The sequence below is a fragment of the Stappia sp. TSB10P1A genome (assembly GCF_900185725.1).
Classification (GTDB): Bacteria; Pseudomonadota; Alphaproteobacteria; order Rhizobiales; family Stappiaceae; genus Stappia.
Map to the genome: position 1 here is coordinate 114,746 of NZ_FYAU01000025.1, position 22,602 is coordinate 137,347.

The window sequence follows — 22,602 nt, forward strand, 5'->3', positions numbered from 1 at the left end:
CGGGGAAGAGACGATGCCAATCAAGATTTTGATGCCGGCCCTCTCGCCGACGATGGAAGAGGGCAATCTCGCCAGGTGGCTGGTCAAGGAGGGTGACACCGTCTCCTCCGGTGATGTCATCGCGGAAATCGAGACCGACAAGGCGACCATGGAAGTCGAAGCGGTCGACGAGGGCAAGATCGGCAAGATCCTCGTCGCGGAAGGCACCGAAGGCGTGAAGGTCAACGAGGTCATCGCGCTGCTGCTGGAAGAAGGGGAGGATGCCTCCTCGCTCGACGGCGCCGCGAAGACCGACGCTGCTCCGGCCAAGGCGGAAGCTTCGGCGAAAGCTGAGCCCTCCGCTCCGGCGGCTGCCGAGCCGGCGGCTCCCGCCAAGGCGCCGCCGGCGCCGGCCGGCGACAAGGGCGAGCGCATCTTTGCCTCGCCGCTCGCGCGCCGGCTTGCTGCGCAGGATGGTCTCGACCTTGCTGCGATCTCCGGCTCCGGCCCGCATGGCCGCATCGTCAAGCGCGATGTGGACGAGGCGTTGAAGTCCGGCACCGGCCGCAAGGCCGCCGAAGCTCCGAAGGCGGCCGCGGCACCGGCCGCAGCACCTGCACCGGCGCCGAAGGCCGCCGCGCCGTCCGGCATGGCGGACGCGCAGGTGCTCAAGCTCTTCGAGGAGGGCAGCTACGAGGTCGTGCCACATGACAACATGCGCAAGACCATCGCCAAGCGGCTGACGGAGTCCAAGCAGACCGTGCCGCATTTCTACCTGACGGTGGATTGCGAACTCGACGCGCTGCTGGCCCTTCGCGCCCAGCTCAACGATGCGGCGCCGAAGGACAAGGACGGCAAGCCGGCCTACAAGCTCTCGGTCAACGACATGGTCATCAAGGCGCATGCGCTGGCGCTGAAGGCGGTGCCGGCAGCCAATGCGAGCTGGACCGACGGCGGCATGCTGGTCCACAAGCACGCCGATGTCGGCGTTGCGGTGGCCATTGAGGGCGGCCTGATCACGCCGATCATCCGGCGGGCCGAGGAGAAGACCCTGTCCGCGATCTCCAACGAGATGAAGGACCTGGCCGGCCGCGCCCGCAGCCGCAAGCTGCAGCCGCAGGAATACCAGGGCGGTACCACCTCTGTCTCCAATCTCGGCATGTTCGGGATCAAGGACTTTGCTGCCGTGATCAACCCGCCGCACGCGACCATTCTCGCGGTCGGCGCGGGCGAACAGCGCGCGGTGGTCAAGAACGGCGCGCTGGCGATCGCCACCGTCATGTCGGTGACCCTGTCGACCGACCACCGTGCGGTCGACGGCGCCCTCGGCGCGGAACTGATGGCTGCGTTCCGGCAGTTCATCGAAAACCCGATGAGCATGCTGGTGTGATCCGACGGCCGGCGCCGCATTGCGGCGCCGGCCGTCTCGCCATCAATTCCGTTTCCGCCGGGTGCAGCCTTGCGGCGCGCCCGCCGTCCGATCTGGAGGACATTTCATGAGCGGCACGTCCTACGACGTCATCATCATCGGTTCGGGTCCGGGAGGCTATGTCACGGCCATCCGTGCGGCGCAGCTCGGGTTCAAGACCGCGATCGTCGAGCGCGAGCATCTTGGCGGCATCTGCCTCAACTGGGGCTGCATCCCGACCAAGGCGCTGCTCCGGTCGGCGGAGATCCTCGATCACGCCAACCATGCCAAGAGCTACGGCCTGAAGCTCGAGGGCAAGATGACCGCAGACGTCAAGGACGTGGTCGCCCGCTCGCGCGGCGTCTCGGCCCGTCTCAACGGCGGCGTCGCCTTCCTGATGAAGAAGAACAAGATCGACGTGATCTGGGGCGAGGCGAAGCTGACCAAGCCCGGCGAGATCAGCGTCGGCAAGTCGACGAAGCCGGTGGTGGAGCCGCAGAACCCGGTGCCGAAGGGCGTCAAGGGCGAGGGCACCTACACGGCCAAGCACATCATCGTCGCGACCGGCGCGCGTCCCCGCGCCCTGCCGGGCATCGAGCCGGACGGCAAGCTGATCTGGACCTATTTCGAAGCGATGAAGCCGGACGTCATGCCCAAGTCGCTGGTGGTGATGGGATCGGGCGCCATCGGCATCGAGTTCGCGTCCTTCTATCGCTCGATGGGCGTCGAGGTGACCGTCGTCGAGGTGATGCCGCAGGTGATGCCGGTGGAAGACGCCGAGATCTCCGCCTTCGCCCGCAAGCAGCTTGAAAAGCGCGGGCTGAAGATCCTCACCGAGGCCAAGGTGGCGAAGGTCGAGAAGGGGGCGAATTCCGTCACCGCGCATGTGGAGACCAAGGACGGCAAGGTGGAGAAGATCGCCGCCGACCGGCTGATTTCTGCCGTCGGCGTCCAGGGCAATATCGAGGGACTCGGCCTCGAGGCGCTCGGTGTGAAGACCGAGCGCGGCTGCATCGTCATCGACGGCTACGGCCGGACCAACGTGCCGGGCCTCTACGCCATCGGCGACGTCGCGGGCCCGCCCATGCTCGCCCACAAGGCCGAGCATGAGGGCGTCATCTGCATCGAGAAGATCGCCGGCGTGCCGGGCGTCCATCCGATGGAGAAGGGCCGCATTCCGGGCTGCACCTATTGCAACCCGCAGGTCGCCTCTGTCGGCCTCACCGAAGCCAAGGCCAAGGAACTGGGCCGCGACATCCGCGTCGGCCGTTACAGCTTCGCGGCCAACGGCAAGGCGATCGCGCTCGGCGAGGACCAGGGATTGATCAAGACGATCTTCGACAAGAAGACCGGCGAGTTGATCGGGGCGCATATGGTCGGCGCGGAGGTGACCGAACTGATCCAGGGCTTCGTGGTCGCCATGAACCTGGAGACCACCGAGGAAGAGCTGATGCACACGATCTTCCCGCATCCGACCCTGTCGGAAATGATGAAGGAGAGCGTGCTCGACGCCTATGGCCGGGTGCTGAACGCCTGAGGCAGGTCGACGAGCGGGGCTTTGAGTTGTCCCGCGAAACGTCTACCCTTGAACGGGGCTCTCGGGCACCTTTACGCAAACGGGGACTTTCGGCATGGACGTCAAGAACATCCTCATCTGGTGCGCCATCGGTCTCATCGCCGGCTGGCTCGCCAGCCTGGTGATCGGCGGCGGCGGGCTTGTCCGCTATCTCATCACGGGCCTGGTCGGCGCCTTTGTCGGCGGCTTCCTGTTCAATCTTGCCGGCATCAACATCAATGTCGGCAACGCCTTCGTGAATCAGGTCATCGTCGCGGCGATCGGCGCGATTGTCGTGGTGCTGATCGCGCGGGTAATCGCCTGATCCTTCACAGCGGTTCCGGCGGCCGGGGCGACCCGGCCGCTCAGCCGGCGGAGACATCATGGGTATCTTCCTCTGGATCGTTATCGGTCTGATCGCGGGCGCGGTCGCGCACCGGGTGCTCAACAGCCGCGGCGGCTTCTTCGGCAGTCTCGTCGTCGGCCTGATCGGGGCACTGGTCGGCGGCAAGCTCGCGGAAATCCTGAAGCTCAACGTGACTGGCGGGTTCATCGACCAGCTCCTGCTTGCGACGGTCGGCGCGATCCTGCTGCTCTTCATCTGGCGGAAGATCCGTGGCTGACGACCTCGGCGGGCAAGGACAGCGGCGGGGGAGCGACCTTCCTGCTCTCGCGGCGTTCCCGCTGCGGGCGACCGACAAGCTGCGATACGGCGATACGGACCGGCAGGGGCATGTCAACAACGCCGTCTATTCGACGTTTCTCGAGACCGGCCGGGTCGAGCTTCTGAGCAGCGTCGCCGGCGGCCTTGCCGAGCCGGGAGCTGCCTTCGTGATCGCCCGGCTCGAGCTCGATTTTCTTGCCGAGGGCCTGTGGCCCGGCGTGGTCGAGATCGGAACGGCGGTCGAGACGGTCGGGCGCAGTTCCTTCACACTGGAGCAGGTGGTCTGTCAGGACGGGCGGGTGCTTGCGCGGGCGCGCAGCGTCGTCGTGCAGATGAACGAGCAGACCCGGCGATCCCAGCCGCTTGGCGAGGATGCCGTGGCGCGGCTGAAGAGCTATATCAGACCTGCTGCGACGGAATAGCAGACCGGCGCGGAACCGCTTGACCTTTCACACCAACAGCGACACTTAGGGGCCATGGTTACACTCCTCGACACGGTCACCAAGGGCAATGCGCAGGCCGAGCGGCCCCGCCACCCGGAAAAGGCCCACCGGCCGGACAATCCGATCCAGCGCAAGCCCGCCTGGATCCGGGTGAAGGCGCCGACGTCCCCGGTCTACCGGGAGACGCAGCAGGTGGTGCGCTCCAACAATCTGGTGACCGTCTGCGAGGAAGCAGGCTGCCCGAACATCGGCGAATGCTGGTCGAAGAAGCATGCCAGCTTCATGATCCTCGGCGACACCTGCACCCGCGCCTGTGCCTTCTGCAATGTGCGCACGGGCATGCCGGGGCCGGTCGACCCGAACGAGCCGACCGGCGTTGCCGAGGCCGTGGCGACCATGGGCCTTGAGCATGTCGTCATCACGTCGGTCGACCGCGACGACCTTGCCGATGGCGGCGCCGGTCACTTCGCCGAGGTGATCCAGGCGATCCGGGAGCGGGCACCCGCCACCACCATCGAGGTGCTGACGCCGGATTTCCTGCGCAAGCCTGGCGCCCTGGAGACGGTGGTTCGCGCGCGGCCCGACGTCTTCAACCACAATCTGGAGACGGTGCCGTCGAAGTATCTGACCGTGCGCCCCGGCGCCCGCTATTTCCACTCCATCCGTCTGCTGCAGCAGGTCAAGGAGATCGACCCCGGCATGTTCACCAAGTCGGGCATCATGGTCGGCCTCGGCGAGGAGCGGAACGAGGTCCTGCAGCTCATGGACGACCTGCGCACCGCCGATGTCGACTTCCTGACCATCGGCCAGTACCTGCAGCCGAGTTCCAAGCATCATGCGGTTGCCCGTTTCGTGACGCCGGACGAGTTCAAGGCCTTCGAGAAGATCGCCTATGCCAAGGGCTTCCTGAAGGTTTCCGCCAGCCCGCTGACCCGTTCGTCGCATCATGCGGGCGAGGATTTCGCCGACCTGAAGCGCGCCCGCGCCGCCAGGCTGGGCCAGATCGCTTCCGCCTGATCGCCAGGTTCAGGACAGCCCGAGATGCCGTCATTTCAGACCGTCCACAAGGTGGGGCACAGCAGCAGCGACATGTTCGCGCTGGTCGCCGACGTGGAGAAATATCCCGAGTTCGTGCCGCTTTGCGAGAAGCTGAAGGTGAGGGGGCGCAAGGACCTCGGTGACGGCCGCGAGGTGCTGGTTGCCGACATGACGGTCGCCTACAAGCTGTTTCGCGAGACCTTCACCAGCCGTGTGACGCTCAATCCGGGCGAGCAGCGCATCCTGGTCGAATATCTCGATGGCCCGTTCCGGCATCTGGAGAACGAGTGGACCTTCAAGCCGCTCAGTGAGGGCCAGTGCGAGGTGGGGTTCTTCATCACCTACGAGTTCAAGAGCCGCACGCTGAGCGCGCTGATGTCGGCGATGTTCGACCGGGCCTTCCGCAAGTTTTCCGATGCCTTCGAAGCGCGAGCCGACGTCGTCTATGGCGCTGGCTAGAGCATATTCTCGTCGTTCAGATCGAACCGATCTGAACGACGAGAATATGCTCCAGGTATTGAATCTGGAGCGATTTCTTATCGATCAGGTGAGTCCACCTGATCGGAAATCGCTCTAGCGAGGCGCGCTTCCAGGCCCCGCGTCAGCGCGCGTGATAGGAAGAGGTCGGCGTTCCGGAATTGCCGTAGCCCGAGAACATCTGGCGAATGAAGATGAAGCGCATGCGGCGGTTCACGGCTTCCTCACTGGCACGCATCACCTCGACATTCGAACCGGTCACGCCGATGTCGGCAAGCTTGACCTGCTGGTCCGGGTTCTCGCAGATCCGATACCAGCCCTTGCCCTGGTTGAATTCCAGACCAACGTCGCGACCTTCCTCGGCCTCGTAATTCATCCAGGCAACCGTGGCGGCGCGGGCAAAATACGGACGCCCGCACAGCGAGATCGGATAGAGATTCTCGGCGGTGCGGGTGAAGACCTTGTGGCTGGCGCGGAAGGAGCCGTCGTGGTGCCGCGAGATCATGTGATAGTCGCCGGCTAGCGCCCCGCATGGCAGGGCAACGAGGATCGCGACGGCGAGGCAGGTCTTACGCATGTACCATGTCCCTGTTTGCACGGGACTTTGGGCGTTTTCCCTAGAAAAAACAATTAACCGGGGAAAGACTCTGGTCGACTGGTCATCGGCCGGTTGCCCGTTTCGATAAAACTCTATCGATTGTCTCGGCCAGGACCGCCAGCGCCCGCTCGACGGTGGCGAGCCGGATCTGGCTGCGGCCGGCCTCGCCGAGGCGCAGTTCCTCATGGTGGGTCGGCAGTCCCCTGGCGGCCAGCGCCATGTGCACGAGACCGACGGGCTTGTCCGCCGAGCCGCCGCCCGGACCGGCAATGCCGGTGACCGCGACGGCCACGTCGGCACGCGAGGCGGCGAGGGCGCCTTCCGCCATGGCAACGGCGACGTCGCGGCTGACCGCGCCGACGCGGGTGATCAGTTCTGCCGGCACGCCCAGCATGTCGGTTTTCGCCTCGTTGGAATAGGTGACGAAGCCCCGGTCGACCGCCGCCGACGAACCGGCGATCTCGGTTAGGGCGCCGGCGATCAGACCGCCGGTGCAGGATTCCGCCGTGGCCAGCAGCAGGCCGGCGTCGCTCGCCTTGCGGATCACCTGAGCCGCGGCAGCTTCGAGGCTGGCGAGATCGGTCATGGGCAGCCTCCTTCCGCATCCAGGTTATCGCCGACGGCCGGCAGAAGGACCGTCGCGGTCGCCAGGGCGGCAATGCCTTCCTCGCGGCCGGTAAAGCCGAGCCGTTCCGAGGTCGTGGCCTTCACCGATACCCGGTGAAGCGGCGTGCCGCAAATGCCGGCGATGCGCGCGCGCATCGCCTCGCGATGCGGTCCGATCTTCGGCCGTTCGCAGACGATGGTTACGTCGAGATGCGAGATCCGGCCGCCGCGCTGGCGCAACCGCGCCACCGCATAGGCCAGGAACTGATCGGATGCCGCGCCGCGCCACTGCGGATCGCTCGGCGGAAAGTGATGGCCGATATCGCCGTCGCAGATGGTTGCCAGCACCGCGTCGGTGAGGGCGTGCAGGACCACGTCGGCGTCGGAATGGCCCTTGAGCGCGCGGTCGTGCGGGAGGGTGATGCCGCCGAGGATGACGCCGCTGCCTGCCTCGAACGCATGCACGTCATAGGCAGTGGCGACCCGTGTTTCCATCTCCATGCGCTGCTCCATGGCCGGGTCCCTGTCGAGACGGCGGAAATCCTCCGCCGTCGTGATCTTGATGTTGCCGGTCTCGCCCGGCGTCAGGACGACGGCGAGGCCCGCCCATTCGGCGACGGCCGCGTCATCGGTAAAGGACGCAAGACCCTCGGCCGCTGCGCGTTCGTGGGCCGCCAGGATGTCGCTATAGCGGAAGGCCTGCGGCGTCTGCGCGGCAAAAAGTCCGTTGCGGTCGATGGTATCGAGGATGGCGCCGCTTGCCGGGTCCGCTCGCTTGAGCGTGTCGGAAACCGGGATGGCGGTGACGGCCGCCCGGTTGCCGGTCGCGATCGCGTCGATGGAAGCACTGATAACCCCGCGCGAGACGAAGGGGCGGGCGCCGTCATGGACGAGAACAATATCCGGCGCCAGATCTGCCAGGGCGCGCAGGCCGTTCAGCACCGTCGCCTGCCGCGTGTCGCCCCCCCGTGCCGGCGCAGTCAGCCTGGGGTCGTCGAGGCCCTTGAGGCTGTCGGCATAAAGGGCGTCGTCACCCTCCCCGATCACGACGGTGATATTGGACAGGCGGTCGCAAGCAAGGGCGGCCTCGATGGTGCGGCGCAGCACGGACGTGCCGCCGATCCGCCGGTATTGCTTCGGGATGCCTCCGCCCGCCCGGATCCCGCGGCCGGCGGCGACGATCAGCATCGCTGCCCGGCCGGCGGAACAAGGCGAGGAAGGAGCGGTCGGGGTCATCGTCATGTCCGGGGCATGTCAGGTGGTCAATGCAGATGCGGCGGTTTTGACCGTTTCCCCGCGTGTCCACAAGGCTTATGTCGGGCGGGCGAATTTCGCACTTGCGGTGAAACTGACAATGTCTATTCTGTAGGCAAAACAGAAAGTGCACATCATATGAGCATGAGCGAAGGCGGCACTGGCCGCCGCGGCATCAGGATCGGGACGGTGGACAGCGCGAACCGCGTTTTTCTGGCTCCCATGTCCGGCGTGACCGATGTGGCTTTCCGGCGCCTGGCGCATCGCTTCGGCGCAGGCCTCGTCGTCTCCGAGATGGTGGCGTGCGAGCAGCTTGCCGAAGGGCATCCCGAAACCCGTCTGCGCAGCGAGGGAATCGCCGGCGCGTCGCATGTGGTGCAACTGGCCGGTCGGGAAGCCCGCTGGATGGCGGAGGGCGCGCGTATCGCAGAGGCCGCCGGCGCCGATGTCATCGATATCAACATGGGGTGCCCGGCCAAGAAGGTCACCTCCGGCTATTCCGGCTCGGCGTTGATGCGCGATCTCGATCATGCGTTGACGCTGGTCGAGGCGACCGTCGGTGCCGTCAGCGTGCCGGTGACGTTGAAGATGCGCCTTGGCTGGGACCACGAGTCGATGAACGCGCCGGAGCTTGCCGCCCGCGCCGAGGCCGCAGGCGTCGCTATGATCACCGTGCACGGCCGCACCCGCTGCCAGTTCTACAAGGGCGAGGCGGATTGGGATGCGATCCGCGCGGTGCGCGAGCGCGTCACCGTGCCCTTGGTCGCCAATGGCGACTGCGCCTCGGCGCAGGACGCGCGCGAGATGATGCGTCGTTCCGGCGCCGACGCGGTCATGGTCGGACGCGCCGCCTATGGCCGGCCCTGGCTGCCGGGATCGATCGCGGCCGAGCTCGACGGTCTGCCACAGGCGGCGGTGCCGAGCGGTGCCGAACTCGGCGAGCTGGTCTGCGAGCATATCGAGATGATGCGCGAGCTTTACGGCCCGCTGAAGGGGCTGCGGCTCGCCCGCAAGCATATCGCCTGGTATCTGGATGCCGGAGCGCCGCAAGTGCCGGGTGCCCTGCGCCAGAAGATCCTGACGTCGGAGGATACCGGCTTCGTGACCGCCAGCCTGAGAACCTGCTTCCTGGCTGTGCCGCAGACCGGCTCGAGCCTGGAGGCCGCCGCATGAGAGGCGCACGCGACGCTGCCGCCGGTCCCGTCCCCGGCACCAACGGTCAGATCCTCGATGCCCTGCCGCATCCGCTGATCCTGGTCGATCCGCAAGGGCGCATCATCGAGGCGAACATGGCGGCGGAGAGCTTCTTCCGCGCCAGCGCGCAGGTGCTGCGCCGCCATCCGGTCTCCCACTTCGTGCCGTTCGGCAGCCCGCTGCTGATGCTGATCTCGCAGGTGAGGGAGCGCGGCGCGCCGGTCAACGAATACAAGGTCGACATCGGGTCCCCCCGGATCGGGGCCGAAAAGATCGTCGACATCATCGCCGCTCCCGTCGCCGACCGCCCCGGCGCCGTCGTCCTGATGCTGCAGGAGCGCGGCATGGCGGAGAAGATCGACCGCCAGCTTACCTCGCGCGGGGCCGCGCGCACCGTCTCCGGCCTTGCCACGATGCTGGCCCACGAGATCAAGAACCCGCTGTCCGGCATTCGCGGCGCGGCGCAACTGCTGGAAGCCTCCGCCGCCGAGGACGACCGGCCGCTGACCCGTCTGATCATGGACGAGACCGACCGGATCGTGAAGCTGGTCGACCGCATGGAGGTCTTCTCCGACGAGCGGCCGGTCGAGCGCGAGCCGGTCAACATTCATGTGGTTCTCGACCATGTACAGCGCCTCGCCAATTCGGGCTTTGCCCGCAACATTCCGATCAACGTCGAATACGACCCGTCGCTGCCGCTGGTTCTGGCCAATCGCGACCAGCTTGTGCAGGTGTTCCTCAACCTGGTGAAGAATGCCAGCGAGGCGCTCGCGGGCGAAACGGCGGGCGAGATCACCCTGACCACCGCCTACCGGCCCGGTATCCGCCTGTCGGTGCCCGGCTCGCGGGAGCGGGTGAGCCTGCCGCTCGAATTCTGCGTGCGCGACAATGGTCCCGGGGTGCCTGAGGACCTGCTGCCGCATCTCTTCGACCCGTTCGTGACGACCAAGGCCAACGGCTCCGGCCTGGGGCTGGCCCTGGTCGCCAAGATCATCGGCGACCATGGCGGTGTCATCGAGTGTGACAGCCAGCCCGGCCGTACCGTTTTCCGCATCCTGATGCCCGCCTATGCGACGCAGGACGAGACCTGATATCTGGGACACTGACCATGCCGACCGGGACAATCCTTGTTGCCGACGACGATGCCGCAATCCGTACGGTGCTGAACCAGGCGCTGTCGAGGGCCGGCTACACCGTGCGGCTGACCTCCAATGCGACGACCCTGTGGCGCTGGGTCAGTTCCGGCGACGGCGATCTCGTCGTCACCGACGTGATGATGCCGGACGAGAACGCCTTCGACGTTCTGCCGCGCATCAAGAAGCTGCGCCCCGACCTGCCGGTCATCGTGATGAGCGCGCAGAACACGTTCATGACGGCGATCCGGGCCTCCGAAAAGGGCGCCTACGAATATCTGCCGAAGCCCTTCGACCTGAAGGAACTGACCAGCATCGTCGGCCGCGCCCTGTCGGAGCCGCGCCGGGTCAAGATCGAGCAGCCGGAAGAGACGGGCGAGAACATCCCGCTGGTCGGCCGCTCGCCGGCGATGCAGGAGATCTACCGGGTGCTTGCCCGGCTGATGCAGACCGACCTGTCGGTGATGATCAACGGCGAGTCCGGAACGGGCAAGGAACTGGTCGCTCGCGCGCTGCACGACTATGGCAAGCGCCGCAACGGTCCTTTCGTCGCGATCAACATGGCGGCGATCCCGCGGGACCTGATCGAGGCGGAACTGTTCGGCCATGAGAAGGGCGCGTTCACCGGGGCGCAGCAGCGCTCGGCCGGTCGCTTCGAGCAGGCGGACGGCGGCACGCTGTTCCTCGACGAGATCGGCGACATGCCGATGGAGGCGCAGACGCGGCTGCTGCGGGTGCTGCAGCAGGGCGAATACACCACCGTGGGCGGGCGCGTGCCGATCCGCACCGACGTGCGCATCGTCGCGGCCACCAACAAGGATCTGCGTCAGCTCATCAACCAGGGGCTTTTCCGCGAGGACCTGTACTATCGACTGAACGTCGTGCCGATCCGGCTGCCGCCGCTGCGCGAGCGCATCGAGGACATTCCCGACCTGGTGCGGCATTTCTTCATGCTGGCGGAAAAGGAAGGGCTGCCGGCCAAGCAGATCGAGGCGGCGGCGATCGACCGGCTGCGCCGCTATCGCTGGCCGGGCAACGTGCGCGAACTCGAAAATCTCGTTCGCCGCCTGTCGGCGCTCTATCCGCAGGATGTGATCTCCGCCGCGCTGATCGACCAGGAACTGAGCCAGCCCGTGCCCAGCGTCGAGGAGGAGGAGAACAGCCAGGTCGATCTTTCGGGGTCGGTCGAGCGCTACCTCAACACCTATTTCCAGGCCTTCGGCGACGCGCTGCCGCCTCCCGGCCTCTATCACCGGATCCTGCGCGAGGTGGAGTATCCGCTGATCGGGGCCGCCCTGGCCGCGACCCGTGGCAACCAGATCAAGGCGGCGGAACTGCTCGGCGTCAATCGCAACACCCTGCGCAAGAAGATCCGGGACCTCGACGTGCAGGTGATCCGCTCCAACCGCTGAGGCGATCAGGGCGATCAGGGCGATCGCTGGGCGGGTCCGGCGGGTCATCTCTGTCGTAATTTAGCAACATTGTGTGATAAGGGTGCCGCATTCCCAGCAACGGTCCCGACTGGGCCGATTCTAGCGACGGTTGCCACGAGTGCTTGCCGAGAGATCCAGCGGAGCAGGTTCCCCCTCCGACCAGAGCCGGAGCGGATTGCGCGTGCGCCGGATCGGCCTCGTGCTGGTCATCGTTTCGCTGATCTCCATCACGCTGACCTTCTTCGTGCTGATGGGCGTGACGCCGATTGCGCCGGACGGTCCCGTCGCCCAGGCGGCGATGGTGATCAACGGCGTGCTGGTTGCGGTCCTGCTGCTGTTGATCGGCCTGGAATTCGCGGCCCTGCTGCAGGCACGCAGGCGAGGGCGGGCGGCCGCGCGCCTGCATGGGCGCATCGTCACCCTGTTCAGCGTCGTTGCGGCGGTTCCGGCGGTTCTGGTTGCGATTCTCGCGACGATCACGCTGGATCGCGGGCTCGACCGCTGGTTCGAGGACCGCACGCGGCTGATCATCGACAACGCCCTGACGGTGGCGCAGGCCTATCTGCAGGAGCATGCCCGGGTGCTGCGCGGCGATCTCATCGCCATGGCCAGCGATATCGACCGGGCCAAGGCGGTCTACGACTTCGAGCCGACGCGGTTCGACAGCTTCTTCCAGACGCAGACGACGCTGCGCGCGCTTGGCGGCGCCTTCCTGATGAAGCCGGACGGTACCGTGATCACCCGCGTCGTGATCAGTCCGGACGTCGAGGTGCTGCTGCCGCCGGTGGAGGCGTTCGAGCAGGCCAAGGGCGGCGAGCCGGTTCTGATCGCGCCGGGTGTTTCCAATCTCGTCGGCGGCGTCATGAGGCTCTCCGCCTATGAGGACATGTATCTCTATGTCACCCGCCCGATGGACAAGCGCGTGGTCGACTACATGCGGCTCGCCGAGGACGGCGCCAGCCAGTACACGCGCATGGAGCAGAGCCGCTTCGGCGTCCAGGTTGCCTTCGCGCTGGTCTATACCGGCGTCACCCTGGTGCTGCTGCTGTCCTCGATCTGGATCGGCTTCGGCTTCGCCAACATGCTGGTGGCACCGATCCGCCGGCTCATCGGCGCCGCCGATCAGGTCTCGAAGGGCAATCTCTACGTCCAGGTGGAAACCGACAAGTCGGCGGGCGACCTTGCCAATCTCGGCGCCACCTTCAACAACATGACGGCGCAGCTTCGCGGCCAGCGCGACGCGCTGCTGGCGGCGAACGACCAGATCGACCGCCGCCGCCGGTTCACCGAGGCGGTGTTGTCCGGCGTTACCGCCGGCGTCATCGGCATCGACGACACCGGCCGGATCACGCTGGTCAACCGCTCGGCGCTGTCCTTGCTGGATGTCAGCGAGAGCGCGCTGCTCGACGAACCGCTCGGCCGTGCCGTCCCGGAACTCGCCTCCATCGTCGAGGATGTGCTGGGCCGTGCCGACGACCGGATGACCGAGACCCAGGTGTCGCTGCACCGGCACGGGCGCGAACGCACCGTCAATGTGCGCGCGACCAGCGAGCAGTCGACGCGCCGCGAACATGGCTTCGTGGTGACGCTGGACGACATCACCGATCTGGTGACGGCCCAGCGCACCTCCGCCTGGGCCGACGTCGCCCGCCGCATCGCTCACGAGATCAAGAACCCGCTGACGCCGATCCAGCTCTCGGCGGAGCGCATCCGTCGGCGCTACGGCAAGACGATCACCGATGACGACCGCACGGTCTTCGACCAGTGCATCGACACGATCATCCGCCAGGTCGGGGACATCGGCCGCATGGTCGACGAGTTCTCGTCCTTTGCGCGCATGCCGAAGCCGACCATGAGCACGAGCGATTTGCGCACGACCGTGCGCGAGGCCGCATTCCTGCAGAGCGTGGCGAATCCCGACATTTCGATCCGGACCAACCTGCCGGAAGTGGCGGTGAAGGCGCGGTTCGACCAGCGGCTCGTCGGCCAGGCGCTGACCAACGTCATCAAGAATGCGACGGAATCGGTGACGGCCTTGCCGGCCGGAACCGCCGGCAAAGGCCGCATCGACGTGACAATCACCCAGAGCGACGATCGCATCACCGTCGAGGTGGTGGACAACGGCATCGGCCTGCCGGTGGAGAACCGGCAGCGGCTGCTGGAGCCTTATATGACGACCCGCGAGAAGGGGACTGGTCTCGGCCTCGCGATCGTCAAGAAGATCATGGAAGAGCATGGCGGTGGCATCGAGCTTCTCGATGCGCCGGAGCGAGAGGATTCCATCGGAGGCGGGCGAGGGGCCATGGTCCGCCTGACGATGGCCCGAAACACGGCGGATCTTCCGTCAGACACAGGCGAGGCGTCCGTGACCCCGGAGACGGTTGCTACAGATGGCGTATGATATCCTGATCGTCGACGATGAGGCCGATATTCGCGACCTCATCGCCGGCATCCTCGATGACGAGGGCTACAAGACACGCACGGCCGGCGACAGCGACAGTGCGCTTGCTGCGATCAAGGAGCGGCGGCCCTCCATGGTCGTGCTGGACATCTGGCTCCAGGGCAGCCGCCTTGACGGGCTGGAACTGCTGGACGCGATCAAGGCACAGGACCCGGACCTGCCGGTGGTGATCATCTCCGGTCATGGCAATATCGAGACGGCGGTGTCGGCAATCAAGCGCGGCGCCTACGACTATATCGAGAAGCCGTTCAAGGCCGACCGGCTGGTGCTGATCACCGAGCGGGCGCTGGAGGCTTCCTCGCTGAAGCGCGAGATCAAGCAGTTGCGCCAGCGCAGCGGCGACGCGCCGGACCTGCTCGGCGCCAGCAGTGCCATGAACAACCTGCGCCACACGATCGAGCGCGTTGCGCCGACCAACAGCCGTGTGCTGATCATCGGCCCGTCAGGAGCGGGCAAGGAACTGGCCGCGCGAACCATCCACGCCATGTCGCAGCGGGCACGCAATCCCTTCGTGGTGATCAACGCGGCGACAATCACCCCTGAGCGGATGGAGGAGGAACTGTTCGGCATCGAAGATACCGACGGTCGCATCCGCAAGGTCGGCGCGATGGAGGAGGCCCACGGCGGCACGCTCTATATCGACGAAGTCGCCGACATGCCCTACGAGACCCAGGGCAAGATCCTGCGGGTGCTGGTCGACCAGACCTTCACCCGCGTCGGCGGCGTCGGCAAGGTGAGCGTCGACATCCGCATCCTGTCCTCGAGCGCGCGCAACCTGGAGAGCGAGATCTCCGAGGCGCGGTTCCGCGAGGACCTGTTTCACCGGCTCGGCGTGGTGCCGCTTCAGGTGCCGCCGCTGGCGGATAGGCGCGACGACATTCCCGACCTGATCCGCTTCTTCATGGAGCAGATCTCGGTGGCGTCCGGCCTGCCGATCCGCAAGATCGGCGAGGATGCGATGGCGGTGCTGCAGGCGCATGACTGGCCCGGCAACGTGCGGCAGTTGCGCAACAATGTCGAGCGGCTGATGATCCTCACCCGCGGCGATCCGGAGGCGGTGATCACCGCCGACCTGCTGCCCGGCGAGATCGGCGCGGATGTGCCGAGCCTGCCGACCAATGGCGGCGGCGAGCACCTGATGGCCCTGCCGCTGCGGGATGCGCGCGAGATGTTCGAGCGGGACTATCTTCAGGCCCAGATCAAGCGGTTCGGCGGCAACGTGTCGCGGACGGCCGAATTCGTGGGCATGGAAAGGTCCGCCCTGCATCGGAAACTGAAGTCGCTCGGCTTGTCCTAGCGGAGCGGATTTGACATGTGAGTCTCGCTGGCAGGCCGGACGCGCGCTCAAATGCCAGACGCGAACTGCCGGGTTCGACGACGTGACGGGTCGCCGGCTGGCCAGACTTCCTTGAAGGGACCTGGATCCGATGAGAGTGGTGATTTGCGGGGCCGGCCAGGTTGGTTACGGCATTGCCGAAAAGCTCGCGGCTGAGCAGAACGACGTCTCGGTCATCGATTCCTCGCCGCGCCTGATCAACGCGATCCGCGACACGCTCGACGTGCGCGGCTTCGTCGGCCATGGCGCGCATCCGGACGTGCTGGCGCAGGCTGGCGCCGACCAGGCCGACATGCTAATTGCCGTCACGCTTTATGACGAAGTCAACATGGTCGCCTGCCAGGTCGCCCATTCCCTGTTCAAGGTGCCGACCAAGGTGGCGCGGGTGCGCGCGCAGAGCTATCTGAAGCCGCATTGGAGCGACCTGTTCTCCCGCGACAACATGCCCATCGATGTGATCATCTCGCCGGAAATCGAGGTCGGTGAGATGGTGTTGCGGCGCCTCGCGCTGCCCGGCGCCGTGGAGACCGTACGCTTCGCCGACGATCAGGTCGTGGTGGTCGGCGTGATCTGCCGGGAGGACTGTCCGGTGGTGAACACGCCGCTGCGGCAGCTCACCGAGCTTTTTCCCGATCTCGGGGCGGTGGTCAGCGGCGTCTTTCGCGGCAACCATCTGTTCGTTCCGAAGAGCTCCGATTCCCTGCTGGTTGACGATCTCGTCTATGTGGTCGCGCGCCGCGACCAGGTGCGCCGGACGCTGGCGATCTTCGGCCACGAGGAGCCCGAGGCAAGCCGCGTCGTCATCGCCGGCGGCGGCAATATCGGCCATTACGTGGCGCGCATGCTGGAGCAGCGCCAGTCGGCGGCCAAGGTCAAGATTATCGAGAACTCGCGCGAGCGTGCCCTCAGCATCGCTGATACGTTGAAGCGCGCGGTGATCCTGCATGGCAGCGCGCTCGACCAGTCGATCCTCAAGGAAGCTGACATCCAGGACGCGGACACCTTGATCGCGCTGACCAACGAGGACGAGGTCAATATCCTCTCCTGCGTCATGGCCAAGAAGCTCGGCTGCAAGCGCAACCTGTCGCTGCTCAACAATCCGAGCTATCCGACCTTTGCCCATGCGCTCGGCATTGACGCCTTCGTCAATCCGAGGCAAGTGACGATCTCCAAGATCCTGCAGCATGTGCGGCGCGGTCGTATCCGCGGCGTGCATGCCCTGCAGAACGGGGCGGCCGAGGTGATCGAGGCCGAGGCCCTGGAAACCTCGCCGCTCGTCGGCAAGCCCTTGCGGGAGGTCGAACTGCCCGACGGCATTCGGGTCGGCGCGATCTTCCGGGACGGCACCGTCATCACGCCGGACGGCTCGACCATCATCCGCGCCCATGACCGCTGTGTGCTGTTCGCCATCGCGGAGCGGGTGCGGCAGGTCGAGCAGATGTTCCGCGTCAGCCTGGAATTCTTCTGACACGCGGCAGGGCCGCCGCGTTCCGCAATCGACTGGAGGAAGCATGAGCCGTATCGCATATGTGAACGGGCGTTACGTTCGCCACGCGGAGGCTGCCGTTCACATCGAGGACCGGGGTTACCAGTTCGCCGATGGCGTCTATGAGGTCTGCGAGATCTGGCAGGGCCATCTCGTCGACGAGCGGCGCCATCTCGATCGGCTGGAGCGGTCCCTCGGCGAATTGTCTATCCGCATGCCGATGGGCCGCGCCGCCCTGTCGCAGGTGCTGCACGAGGTGGTCCGTCGCAACAAGGTGCGTGACGGGCTCGTCTACATGCAGGTGACGCGCGGTGTCTCGCGACGCGATCATGTCTTCCCGCCGGTGTCCGTCGCGCCCGCGCTGGTGGTGACGGCGCGGTCGTCGCAGCCGGCGGCGGCCGCTGCCCTGGCGGAAAAGGGCGTTTCGGTGATCTCCGTGCCGGAGAACCGCTGGGAGCGCGTCGACATCAAGACCGTCGGCCTGCTGCCCAACGTGCTGGCCAAGCAGAAGGCGAAGGAGGCGGGCGCCCGCGAGGCCTGGTTCGTCGACCGCGACGGCATGGTCACCGAAGGCGGTTCGACCAATGCCTGGATCGTCACCAAGGACAACTGCCTGGTGACGCGGCCGGCCACCAGCGGCATTCTCAAGGGGATCACCCGGCAGGTGGTGCTCGACATGATCGAGCGCAACGGCCTCACCTTCGAGGAACGCGCCTTCAGCCTCGAAGAGGCGAAAGGCGCCAAGGAAGCCTTCATGACGGCCGCAACGACGGTGGTCATGCCGGTGGTGCGGATCGACGATCAGTCGATCGGCAATGGTCATCCGGGCGAGATCACCCGCGACCTGCGCCGGATGTTCCACGAAACCGCCGAAACGAGTGCGGTGTGACTTGAGGCAGTCCGTGACATATAAACGAGCAGAAATGGCACTCAGGATACGTTAGAGTGCCAGGGTGCGCCCAAGGGCCTTCCTCCGGGCTCTTGACGCCGGGGCTGCCGGGCGCAATGCTGCGGGCAGCATGGCTGCATGGCGGCAGTTTTTGTTTCGGCTGGGCGCACCAATAAACGACAAGACGAATGCAGGAAAAAATAAAACATGGCTGACCGCGCTCAAAACCTTCAGGACACTTTCCTCAACCATGTACGCAAGCAGAAGACACCGCTGACGATCTTCCTGATCAACGGCGTTAAATTGCAAGGTGTCGTGACCTGGTTCGACAACTTCTGCGTTCTTCTGCGCCGCGACGGACACTCGCAACTTGTTTACAAGCACGCGATCTCGACCGTAATGCCGAATGCTCCAGTGCAACTGTTCGAACCGGCCGACGAGGCTGGCGACAAGGCGGCGGGCTGATTGAAGAACCAAGCCCGCTCGAATCGCAAGGACAAGCCCGCGCAGGAACCGGACAACCCGTTCGAGGGCCCGCGCGGGGCAGCCGGTGCGCGTGCTGCCGTCATCGTCCCCGTACTGACCGGGCGACTGCGCGGGGAGAGCGCCCCGCAACTGCGGCGCACGCCGGAGGCGCGGCTGGAGGAGGCGATCGGCCTTGCCGCCGCCATCGACCTTGAGATCGTCTCCAGCGGCATCGTCACCGTTGCCACTCCCAAGCCCGGCACGCTGTTCGGCAGCGGCAAGGTCGAGGAACTCGCCGCCATCGTCAAGGCGGAGGAGATCGAACTCGTCGTCGTCGACCATCCGCTGACGCCGATCCAGCAGCGCAACCTGGAAAAGGCGCTCTACTGCAAGGTGCTCGACCGCACCGGCCTGATCCTCGAGATCTTCGGCGATCGCGCCAGCACGGCGGAGGGCACGCTGCAGGTGGAGCTTGCCCACCTCAAGTGGCAGAAAAGCCGGCTGGTGCGCTCCTGGACCCACCTGGAGCGCCAGCGCGGCGGCCTCGGCTTTGTCGGCGGCCCCGGCGAAACCCAGATCGAAGCGGACCGGCGGCTGATCCAGGAGCGGATCAACCGGCTGGAAAAGGATCTCGAACAGGTCACTCGCACCCGCGAGCTGCACCGGGCCAAGCGCAAGAAGGTGCCGCAGCCGGTGGTGGCGCTGGTCGGCTACACCAATGCCGGCAAGTCGACGCTGTTCAACCGGCTGACCCGGGCCGATGTCTTCGCCAAGGACCTCCTGTTCGCGACGCTCGATCCGACGCTGCGGCGCGTGACGCTGCCGCATGGGCGCGAGGTGATCTTGTCCGACACGGTGGGCTTCATCTCCGACCTGCCGACCCATCTCATCGCCGCCTTCCGCGCGACGCTGGAGGAGGTGACCGAGGCGGACCTGATCCTGCACGTGCGCGACATCTCGCATGAGGACACCGAGGCGCAGGCCGCCGACGTTGCCACGACGCTCGACGCGCTGGGGCTGGAACAGGCGCAAGGCAGCCGGTTGATCGAGGTGTGGAACAAGGTCGACAAGCTGTCCGACGAGCATCGGCAGACCTTGCTCGCCGCCAACCGCATCGACGAGGGGCCCGTTGCCGTCTCCGCCGTGACCGGCGAGGGGGTCGAGGATCTTTTGGCGCGGGTGGAACTGCGGCTTGCCGAAGACAGTCTCGTCTATGACATGCGGCTGGCGCCGGAGGACGGCGAGGGGCTCGCCTGGCTCTATCGCAACACCGACGTGCTGCGGCGGATCGAGGGCGAGAACGGCATCGCGCTTCGCGTACGTGTCGGAGAGCGGCGCAAGGGCGAGTTCACCACCCGCTATCGCGGTGCCTTCACCGAGATCGACGAGGACGGGGCGGACTGAGGGGCGCTTAGACGGGCGTCACGCATCTTGCGACTTCGCCGCCTGCCAGACCGCTTCCATCTCGTCGAGGCTCATGTCGGCCAAGGTGCGGCCGTCTGCTTCCGCGGCGTCCTCGATGGCCGCAAAGCGGCGGCGGAACTTGCGGTTGGTGCGCTTCAAGGCCTCTTCCGGATCGATGTCGAGATGCCGGGCGAGGTTCGTCACGGCGAAGATCAGGTCGCCGATCTCGCCGGCGATGCGCTCGCGGTCGGGCATTTCGCCATCGGCCGTAATTTCGCTCGCCAGTTCCTCGGTCTCCTCGCGGATCTTGTCGAGAACGGGTCCCGCGCTGCCCCAATCGAAGCCGACGCGCGCCGCGCGCCGCTGCAGCTTCTCGGCCTCGGTCAGGGCAGGGAAGATCGCCGGAACGTCGTCGAGGAAGCGTCGGCGCTCCTCGCCCAGCCCGGCGGCGGCGCGGGCGCTGGCCCGCTCCAGCTTTTCCTGCTGCTTGATCTTCTCCCACATGCCCTTGGCGATGCCGGCGGAGCGGGCATTGTCGTCGCCGAAGACATGCGGGTGTCGGCGGATCATCTTGGTGGTGATCGCCTCGACGACATCGGGAAAGGCGAAAGCCCCCTGTTCCTCGGAAAGGCGGGCGTGATAGACCACCTGCAGGAGCAGGTCGCCAAGCTCCTCGCGCAGGTCGACCATGTCGCCGCGCTGGATCGCGTCGGCGACCTCGTAGGCTTCCTCGATCGTGTAAGGCGCGATCGTGGCGAAGTCCTGCTCCAGATCCCAGGGGCAGCCGGTTCCGGGCGTGCGCAGGGCGGTCATGATCTCGATCAGTCGCTTGATGTCGCGGTCCGGTGTCACGGTGGCGCCCCTCATATCTGGTCGTGGCGACCGACATAGCATTGCACCGGAGGCGTTCCAAGCGGCCCTCCGAAAGCGTGAACAACGGAACAGGACGGCGATGGCGTCGGTGGCGGACATGGATCTGGAGGTGGCGCCGGGAGTGAGCATCCCGGCCGGCGACCTGTCGGAGAGCTTCATTCGCGCTTCGGGACCTGGCGGGCAGAACGTCAACAAGGTCGCGACCGCCGTGCAACTCCGGTTCGACCTTTCGGGCAACCGGACGCTCGCCGAGGACGTCAAGGAGCGGCTCGGCCGCCTTGCCGGCAGCCGGCTGACGCTGGCGGGCGAGATTCTCATCCAGGCCGACCGGTTCCGCACCCAGGAGCGGAACCGCCAGGATGCGCTGGAGCGTCTCGTCGCGCTGGTGCGCAAGGCGCTGGAGCGACCCAAGCCGCGCAAGGCGACGCGGCCGACAAAGGCCTCCAAGGAGCGGAGGCTCGCTGCCAAGAAGCAGCGCTCGGCGATCAAGCGGATGCGCTCGGGCCCCGACGACTGATCACCCGGCCGGGGCCTCGTCGGCAAGGCTGGCGCTGAGCGCCGTCATCGCCGCTGCCGTCGCCGCGTCGGCGGGGAAGAAGCTCTCGATCACCAGTTCCGACAGGAAAATATCGAGCGCGGTGCCGAACACCGTCGTCGTGCTGAGAAAGGACAGGACCGTCTCGCCGGCGAGCAATTCCAGCGGCACGGCAATGCCTGCATGCCGGTCGCGGCCCGCCACCGGCTGTGCCTTCGCGCCCGTCGGCACCGGATAGGCCCCCAGTTCCTCGACCAGCGCGGCAATCTCGGCATCGCCGGACATGTCGGCCTGTTGCCCCAGTCGCTCCAGCAGATGGGCGCGCCATTCGCGGTAGTTGCGGATGCGCGGGGCAAGGCCGTCCGGGTGCAGGCTGACCCTCAAGACATTGACCGGGGGCACGAGCAGGTGCGGTGCGACGCCTTCGAGCAAGGCCAGCGCCGGGGCATTGGCGCGCACCAGGTTCCAGTTGCGGTCGACGGCAAGGGCCGGGTGAGGGGCGTGGCCATCGAGGATGCGCCCGACCACCTCCATCGCGGCGGCAAGGTCCGGATGGTCCGCCGCGCGCTCCTGCGTCTGCGGCGAAAATCCCGCGGCTGCCAGCAGGGCGTTGCGTTCGCGCGGCGGCAGGGCGAGTTGGTCGGCCAGCCGCAGGGCCATCTCGCGGCTCGGCTGGGCCTTGCCGCATTCGAGGAAACTGAGGTGGCGTTGCGACAGGCCGGCCTCCGCGGCAAGCGCAAGCTGGCTGAGGCGGCGGCGACTGCGCCATTGGCGCAGCAGATCGGGAAAGGTCGAGCGGATGGTCATCATGCCGGCATGGTGCCCGGCATTTTTTCTGGCTTCAATGACCTGTGAGGTAATCGCCTTGATGACCTGGCGATGGTTCTCTCTCGGCATCCAGCCCGGCATGAGGCCGGCCTGCCAGCCAAGGAGAGTTCCCATGTTGCAGATCTTCGACCGCCTGTCCCTGCGCGGCCTTCTCGGTCTCGACGCCGTCACCTGCTTCGTCATGGGCGGCCTGCTGCTTGCCGCGGGTAGCCTGCTCGCCGCGCCGCTCGGCCTTCCCGAGGGCTTGCTGTTCTATGCCGGACTGGTGCTGCTGCCGGTCGCGGTCTTCATGCTGGCGGTCGCGGCGCCGTCGTCTCCCCCGGCGGCGGGCGTTTTCGTGGTCGTCGCCGGCAACTGGCTGTGGGTGGCGGCGAGCGTCGCCCTGCCGCTCCTCGGTCTCGTCTCGCCGACGGGGCTCGGCTACGCCTTTCTCGGCGTGCAGGCGGTCGCGGTGGCGGTTCTGGCCTTCGCGGAGCAGCGGGCTCTGGCGCGTGCCGCAGCGCCGGCCCTTGCCTGATCGTTGGCCTTTCAGGACCCGATATC

23 protein-coding genes are annotated in these 22,602 nt (G+C 66.4%); 18 read left to right on the plus strand and 5 right to left on the minus strand.

The window, feature by feature from the left end; genetic code table 11:
• Positions 1–13 precede the first annotated feature (13 nt).
• From TSB10P1A_RS11205 to TSB10P1A_RS11235, 7 genes are all read left to right on the plus strand, one after another.
• Positions 14–1,369, plus strand: a complete 1,356-nt coding sequence (locus TSB10P1A_RS11205) for a pyruvate dehydrogenase complex dihydrolipoamide acetyltransferase (protein ID WP_186388004.1) — start codon at positions 14–16, stop codon at positions 1,367–1,369.
• A gap of 106 nt (positions 1,370–1,475) precedes the next feature.
• Positions 1,476–2,924, plus strand: coding sequence for a dihydrolipoyl dehydrogenase (gene lpdA, locus TSB10P1A_RS11210; RefSeq protein WP_186388005.1), 1,449 nt, complete (start codon positions 1,476–1,478; stop codon positions 2,922–2,924).
• Between the two features lie 94 nt (positions 2,925–3,018).
• A complete protein-coding gene (locus tag TSB10P1A_RS11215; RefSeq protein WP_186388006.1) occupies positions 3,019–3,267 on the plus strand; it encodes a GlsB/YeaQ/YmgE family stress response membrane protein in 249 nt (82 codons plus the stop codon).
• A gap of 58 nt (positions 3,268–3,325) precedes the next feature.
• Positions 3,326–3,565 carry a GlsB/YeaQ/YmgE family stress response membrane protein gene (locus TSB10P1A_RS11220; RefSeq protein WP_186388007.1) on the plus strand — a complete coding sequence of 80 codons (240 nt, stop codon included), beginning with the start codon at positions 3,326–3,328 and terminating at the stop codon, positions 3,563–3,565.
• A complete protein-coding gene (locus TSB10P1A_RS11225) occupies positions 3,558–4,028 on the plus strand; it encodes a thioesterase family protein (protein WP_186388008.1) in 471 nt (156 codons plus the stop codon). The genes TSB10P1A_RS11220 and TSB10P1A_RS11225 overlap by 8 nt, the downstream gene beginning before the upstream one ends.
• A gap of 54 nt (positions 4,029–4,082) precedes the next feature.
• On the plus strand, positions 4,083–5,066 hold the full coding sequence (lipA, locus tag TSB10P1A_RS11230; RefSeq protein WP_186388009.1) for a lipoyl synthase: 984 nt from the start codon (positions 4,083–4,085) through the stop codon (positions 5,064–5,066).
• Positions 5,067–5,090: 24 nt separating this feature from the next.
• A complete protein-coding gene (locus TSB10P1A_RS11235; protein WP_186388010.1) occupies positions 5,091–5,546 on the plus strand; it encodes a type II toxin-antitoxin system RatA family toxin in 456 nt (151 codons plus the stop codon).
• A 142-nt stretch (positions 5,547–5,688) separates the two neighbouring features.
• On the opposite strand, the gene TSB10P1A_RS11240 is transcribed toward TSB10P1A_RS11235, so the two are convergent.
• The 3 genes from TSB10P1A_RS11240 to TSB10P1A_RS11250 all read right to left on the minus strand — a co-directional run bounded on the left by TSB10P1A_RS11240 (position 5,689) and on the right by TSB10P1A_RS11250 (position 8,004).
• The gene (locus TSB10P1A_RS11240; RefSeq protein ID WP_186388011.1) at positions 5,689–6,141 is read right to left on the minus strand and encodes a hypothetical protein; all 453 of its coding nucleotides are present in this window, start codon (positions 6,139–6,141) and stop codon (positions 5,689–5,691) included.
• A gap of 82 nt (positions 6,142–6,223) precedes the next feature.
• Positions 6,224–6,748: a CinA family protein gene (locus tag TSB10P1A_RS11245; RefSeq protein WP_186388012.1), complete on the minus strand. Its 525-nt coding sequence runs from the start codon at positions 6,746–6,748 to the stop codon at positions 6,224–6,226.
• Positions 6,745–8,004 carry a bifunctional 2-C-methyl-D-erythritol 4-phosphate cytidylyltransferase/2-C-methyl-D-erythritol 2,4-cyclodiphosphate synthase gene (locus TSB10P1A_RS11250; RefSeq protein WP_244293079.1) on the minus strand — a complete coding sequence of 420 codons (1,260 nt, stop codon included), beginning with the start codon at positions 8,002–8,004 and terminating at the stop codon, positions 6,745–6,747. The genes TSB10P1A_RS11245 and TSB10P1A_RS11250 overlap by 4 nt, the downstream gene beginning before the upstream one ends.
• A 156-nt stretch (positions 8,005–8,160) precedes the next feature.
• Here TSB10P1A_RS11250 and dusB point away from each other — a divergent pair, with 156 nt between their 5' ends.
• The 9 genes from dusB (at position 8,161) to hflX (ending at position 19,823) form a co-directional block, all read left to right on the plus strand.
• The gene (gene dusB / locus TSB10P1A_RS11255; RefSeq protein ID WP_186388013.1) at positions 8,161–9,195 is read left to right on the plus strand and encodes a tRNA dihydrouridine synthase DusB; all 1,035 of its coding nucleotides are present in this window, start codon (positions 8,161–8,163) and stop codon (positions 9,193–9,195) included.
• Complete coding sequence (locus tag TSB10P1A_RS11260; RefSeq protein WP_186388014.1) at positions 9,192–10,307, plus strand: nitrogen regulation protein NR(II); 1,116 nt, start codon at positions 9,192–9,194, stop codon at positions 10,305–10,307. The genes dusB and TSB10P1A_RS11260 overlap by 4 nt, the downstream gene beginning before the upstream one ends.
• 17 nt (positions 10,308–10,324) lie before the next feature.
• Positions 10,325–11,761, plus strand: a complete 1,437-nt coding sequence (gene ntrC / locus TSB10P1A_RS11265) for a nitrogen regulation protein NR(I) (RefSeq protein WP_186388015.1) — start codon at positions 10,325–10,327, stop codon at positions 11,759–11,761.
• 202 nt (positions 11,762–11,963) lie between these two features.
• Positions 11,964–14,183, plus strand: coding sequence for a PAS domain-containing sensor histidine kinase (locus tag TSB10P1A_RS11270; protein ID WP_244293080.1), 2,220 nt, complete (start codon positions 11,964–11,966; stop codon positions 14,181–14,183).
• The gene (locus tag TSB10P1A_RS11275) at positions 14,173–15,540 is read left to right on the plus strand and encodes a sigma-54 dependent transcriptional regulator (protein WP_186388016.1); all 1,368 of its coding nucleotides are present in this window, start codon (positions 14,173–14,175) and stop codon (positions 15,538–15,540) included. Before TSB10P1A_RS11270 ends, TSB10P1A_RS11275 begins: the two co-directional genes overlap by 11 nt.
• Positions 15,541–15,670: 130 nt before the next feature.
• Positions 15,671–17,047: a Trk system potassium transporter TrkA gene (gene trkA, locus TSB10P1A_RS11280; protein WP_186388017.1), complete on the plus strand. Its 1,377-nt coding sequence runs from the start codon at positions 15,671–15,673 to the stop codon at positions 17,045–17,047.
• 43 nt (positions 17,048–17,090) lie between these two features.
• Complete coding sequence (locus TSB10P1A_RS11285; protein ID WP_186388018.1) at positions 17,091–17,954, plus strand: D-amino-acid transaminase; 864 nt, start codon at positions 17,091–17,093, stop codon at positions 17,952–17,954.
• 207 nt (positions 17,955–18,161) lie between these two features.
• Positions 18,162–18,419, plus strand: a complete 258-nt coding sequence (hfq, locus tag TSB10P1A_RS11290; protein WP_186388019.1) for an RNA chaperone Hfq — start codon at positions 18,162–18,164, stop codon at positions 18,417–18,419.
• The gene (hflX, locus tag TSB10P1A_RS11295) at positions 18,420–19,823 is read left to right on the plus strand and encodes a GTPase HflX (protein ID WP_186388020.1); all 1,404 of its coding nucleotides are present in this window, start codon (positions 18,420–18,422) and stop codon (positions 19,821–19,823) included.
• An 18-nt stretch (positions 19,824–19,841) separates the two neighbouring features.
• On the opposite strand, the gene mazG is transcribed toward hflX, so the two are convergent.
• Complete coding sequence (gene mazG, locus TSB10P1A_RS11300; RefSeq protein WP_186388021.1) at positions 19,842–20,675, minus strand: nucleoside triphosphate pyrophosphohydrolase; 834 nt, start codon at positions 20,673–20,675, stop codon at positions 19,842–19,844.
• A gap of 118 nt (positions 20,676–20,793) precedes the next feature.
• On the opposite strand from mazG, the gene arfB reads away from it, so the two are divergent.
• Positions 20,794–21,213: an alternative ribosome rescue aminoacyl-tRNA hydrolase ArfB gene (gene arfB / locus TSB10P1A_RS11305; protein WP_186388049.1), complete on the plus strand. Its 420-nt coding sequence runs from the start codon at positions 20,794–20,796 to the stop codon at positions 21,211–21,213.
• On the opposite strand, the gene TSB10P1A_RS11310 is transcribed toward arfB, so the two are convergent.
• Complete coding sequence (locus tag TSB10P1A_RS11310) at positions 21,214–22,173, minus strand: helix-turn-helix domain-containing protein (RefSeq protein WP_371515093.1); 960 nt, start codon at positions 22,171–22,173, stop codon at positions 21,214–21,216.
• Here TSB10P1A_RS11310 and TSB10P1A_RS11315 point away from each other — a divergent pair.
• The gene (locus tag TSB10P1A_RS11315) at positions 22,172–22,576 is read left to right on the plus strand and encodes a hypothetical protein (protein WP_186388022.1); all 405 of its coding nucleotides are present in this window, start codon (positions 22,172–22,174) and stop codon (positions 22,574–22,576) included. The genes TSB10P1A_RS11310 and TSB10P1A_RS11315 overlap by 2 nt on opposite strands.
• Positions 22,577–22,602: the final 26 nt, after the last annotated feature.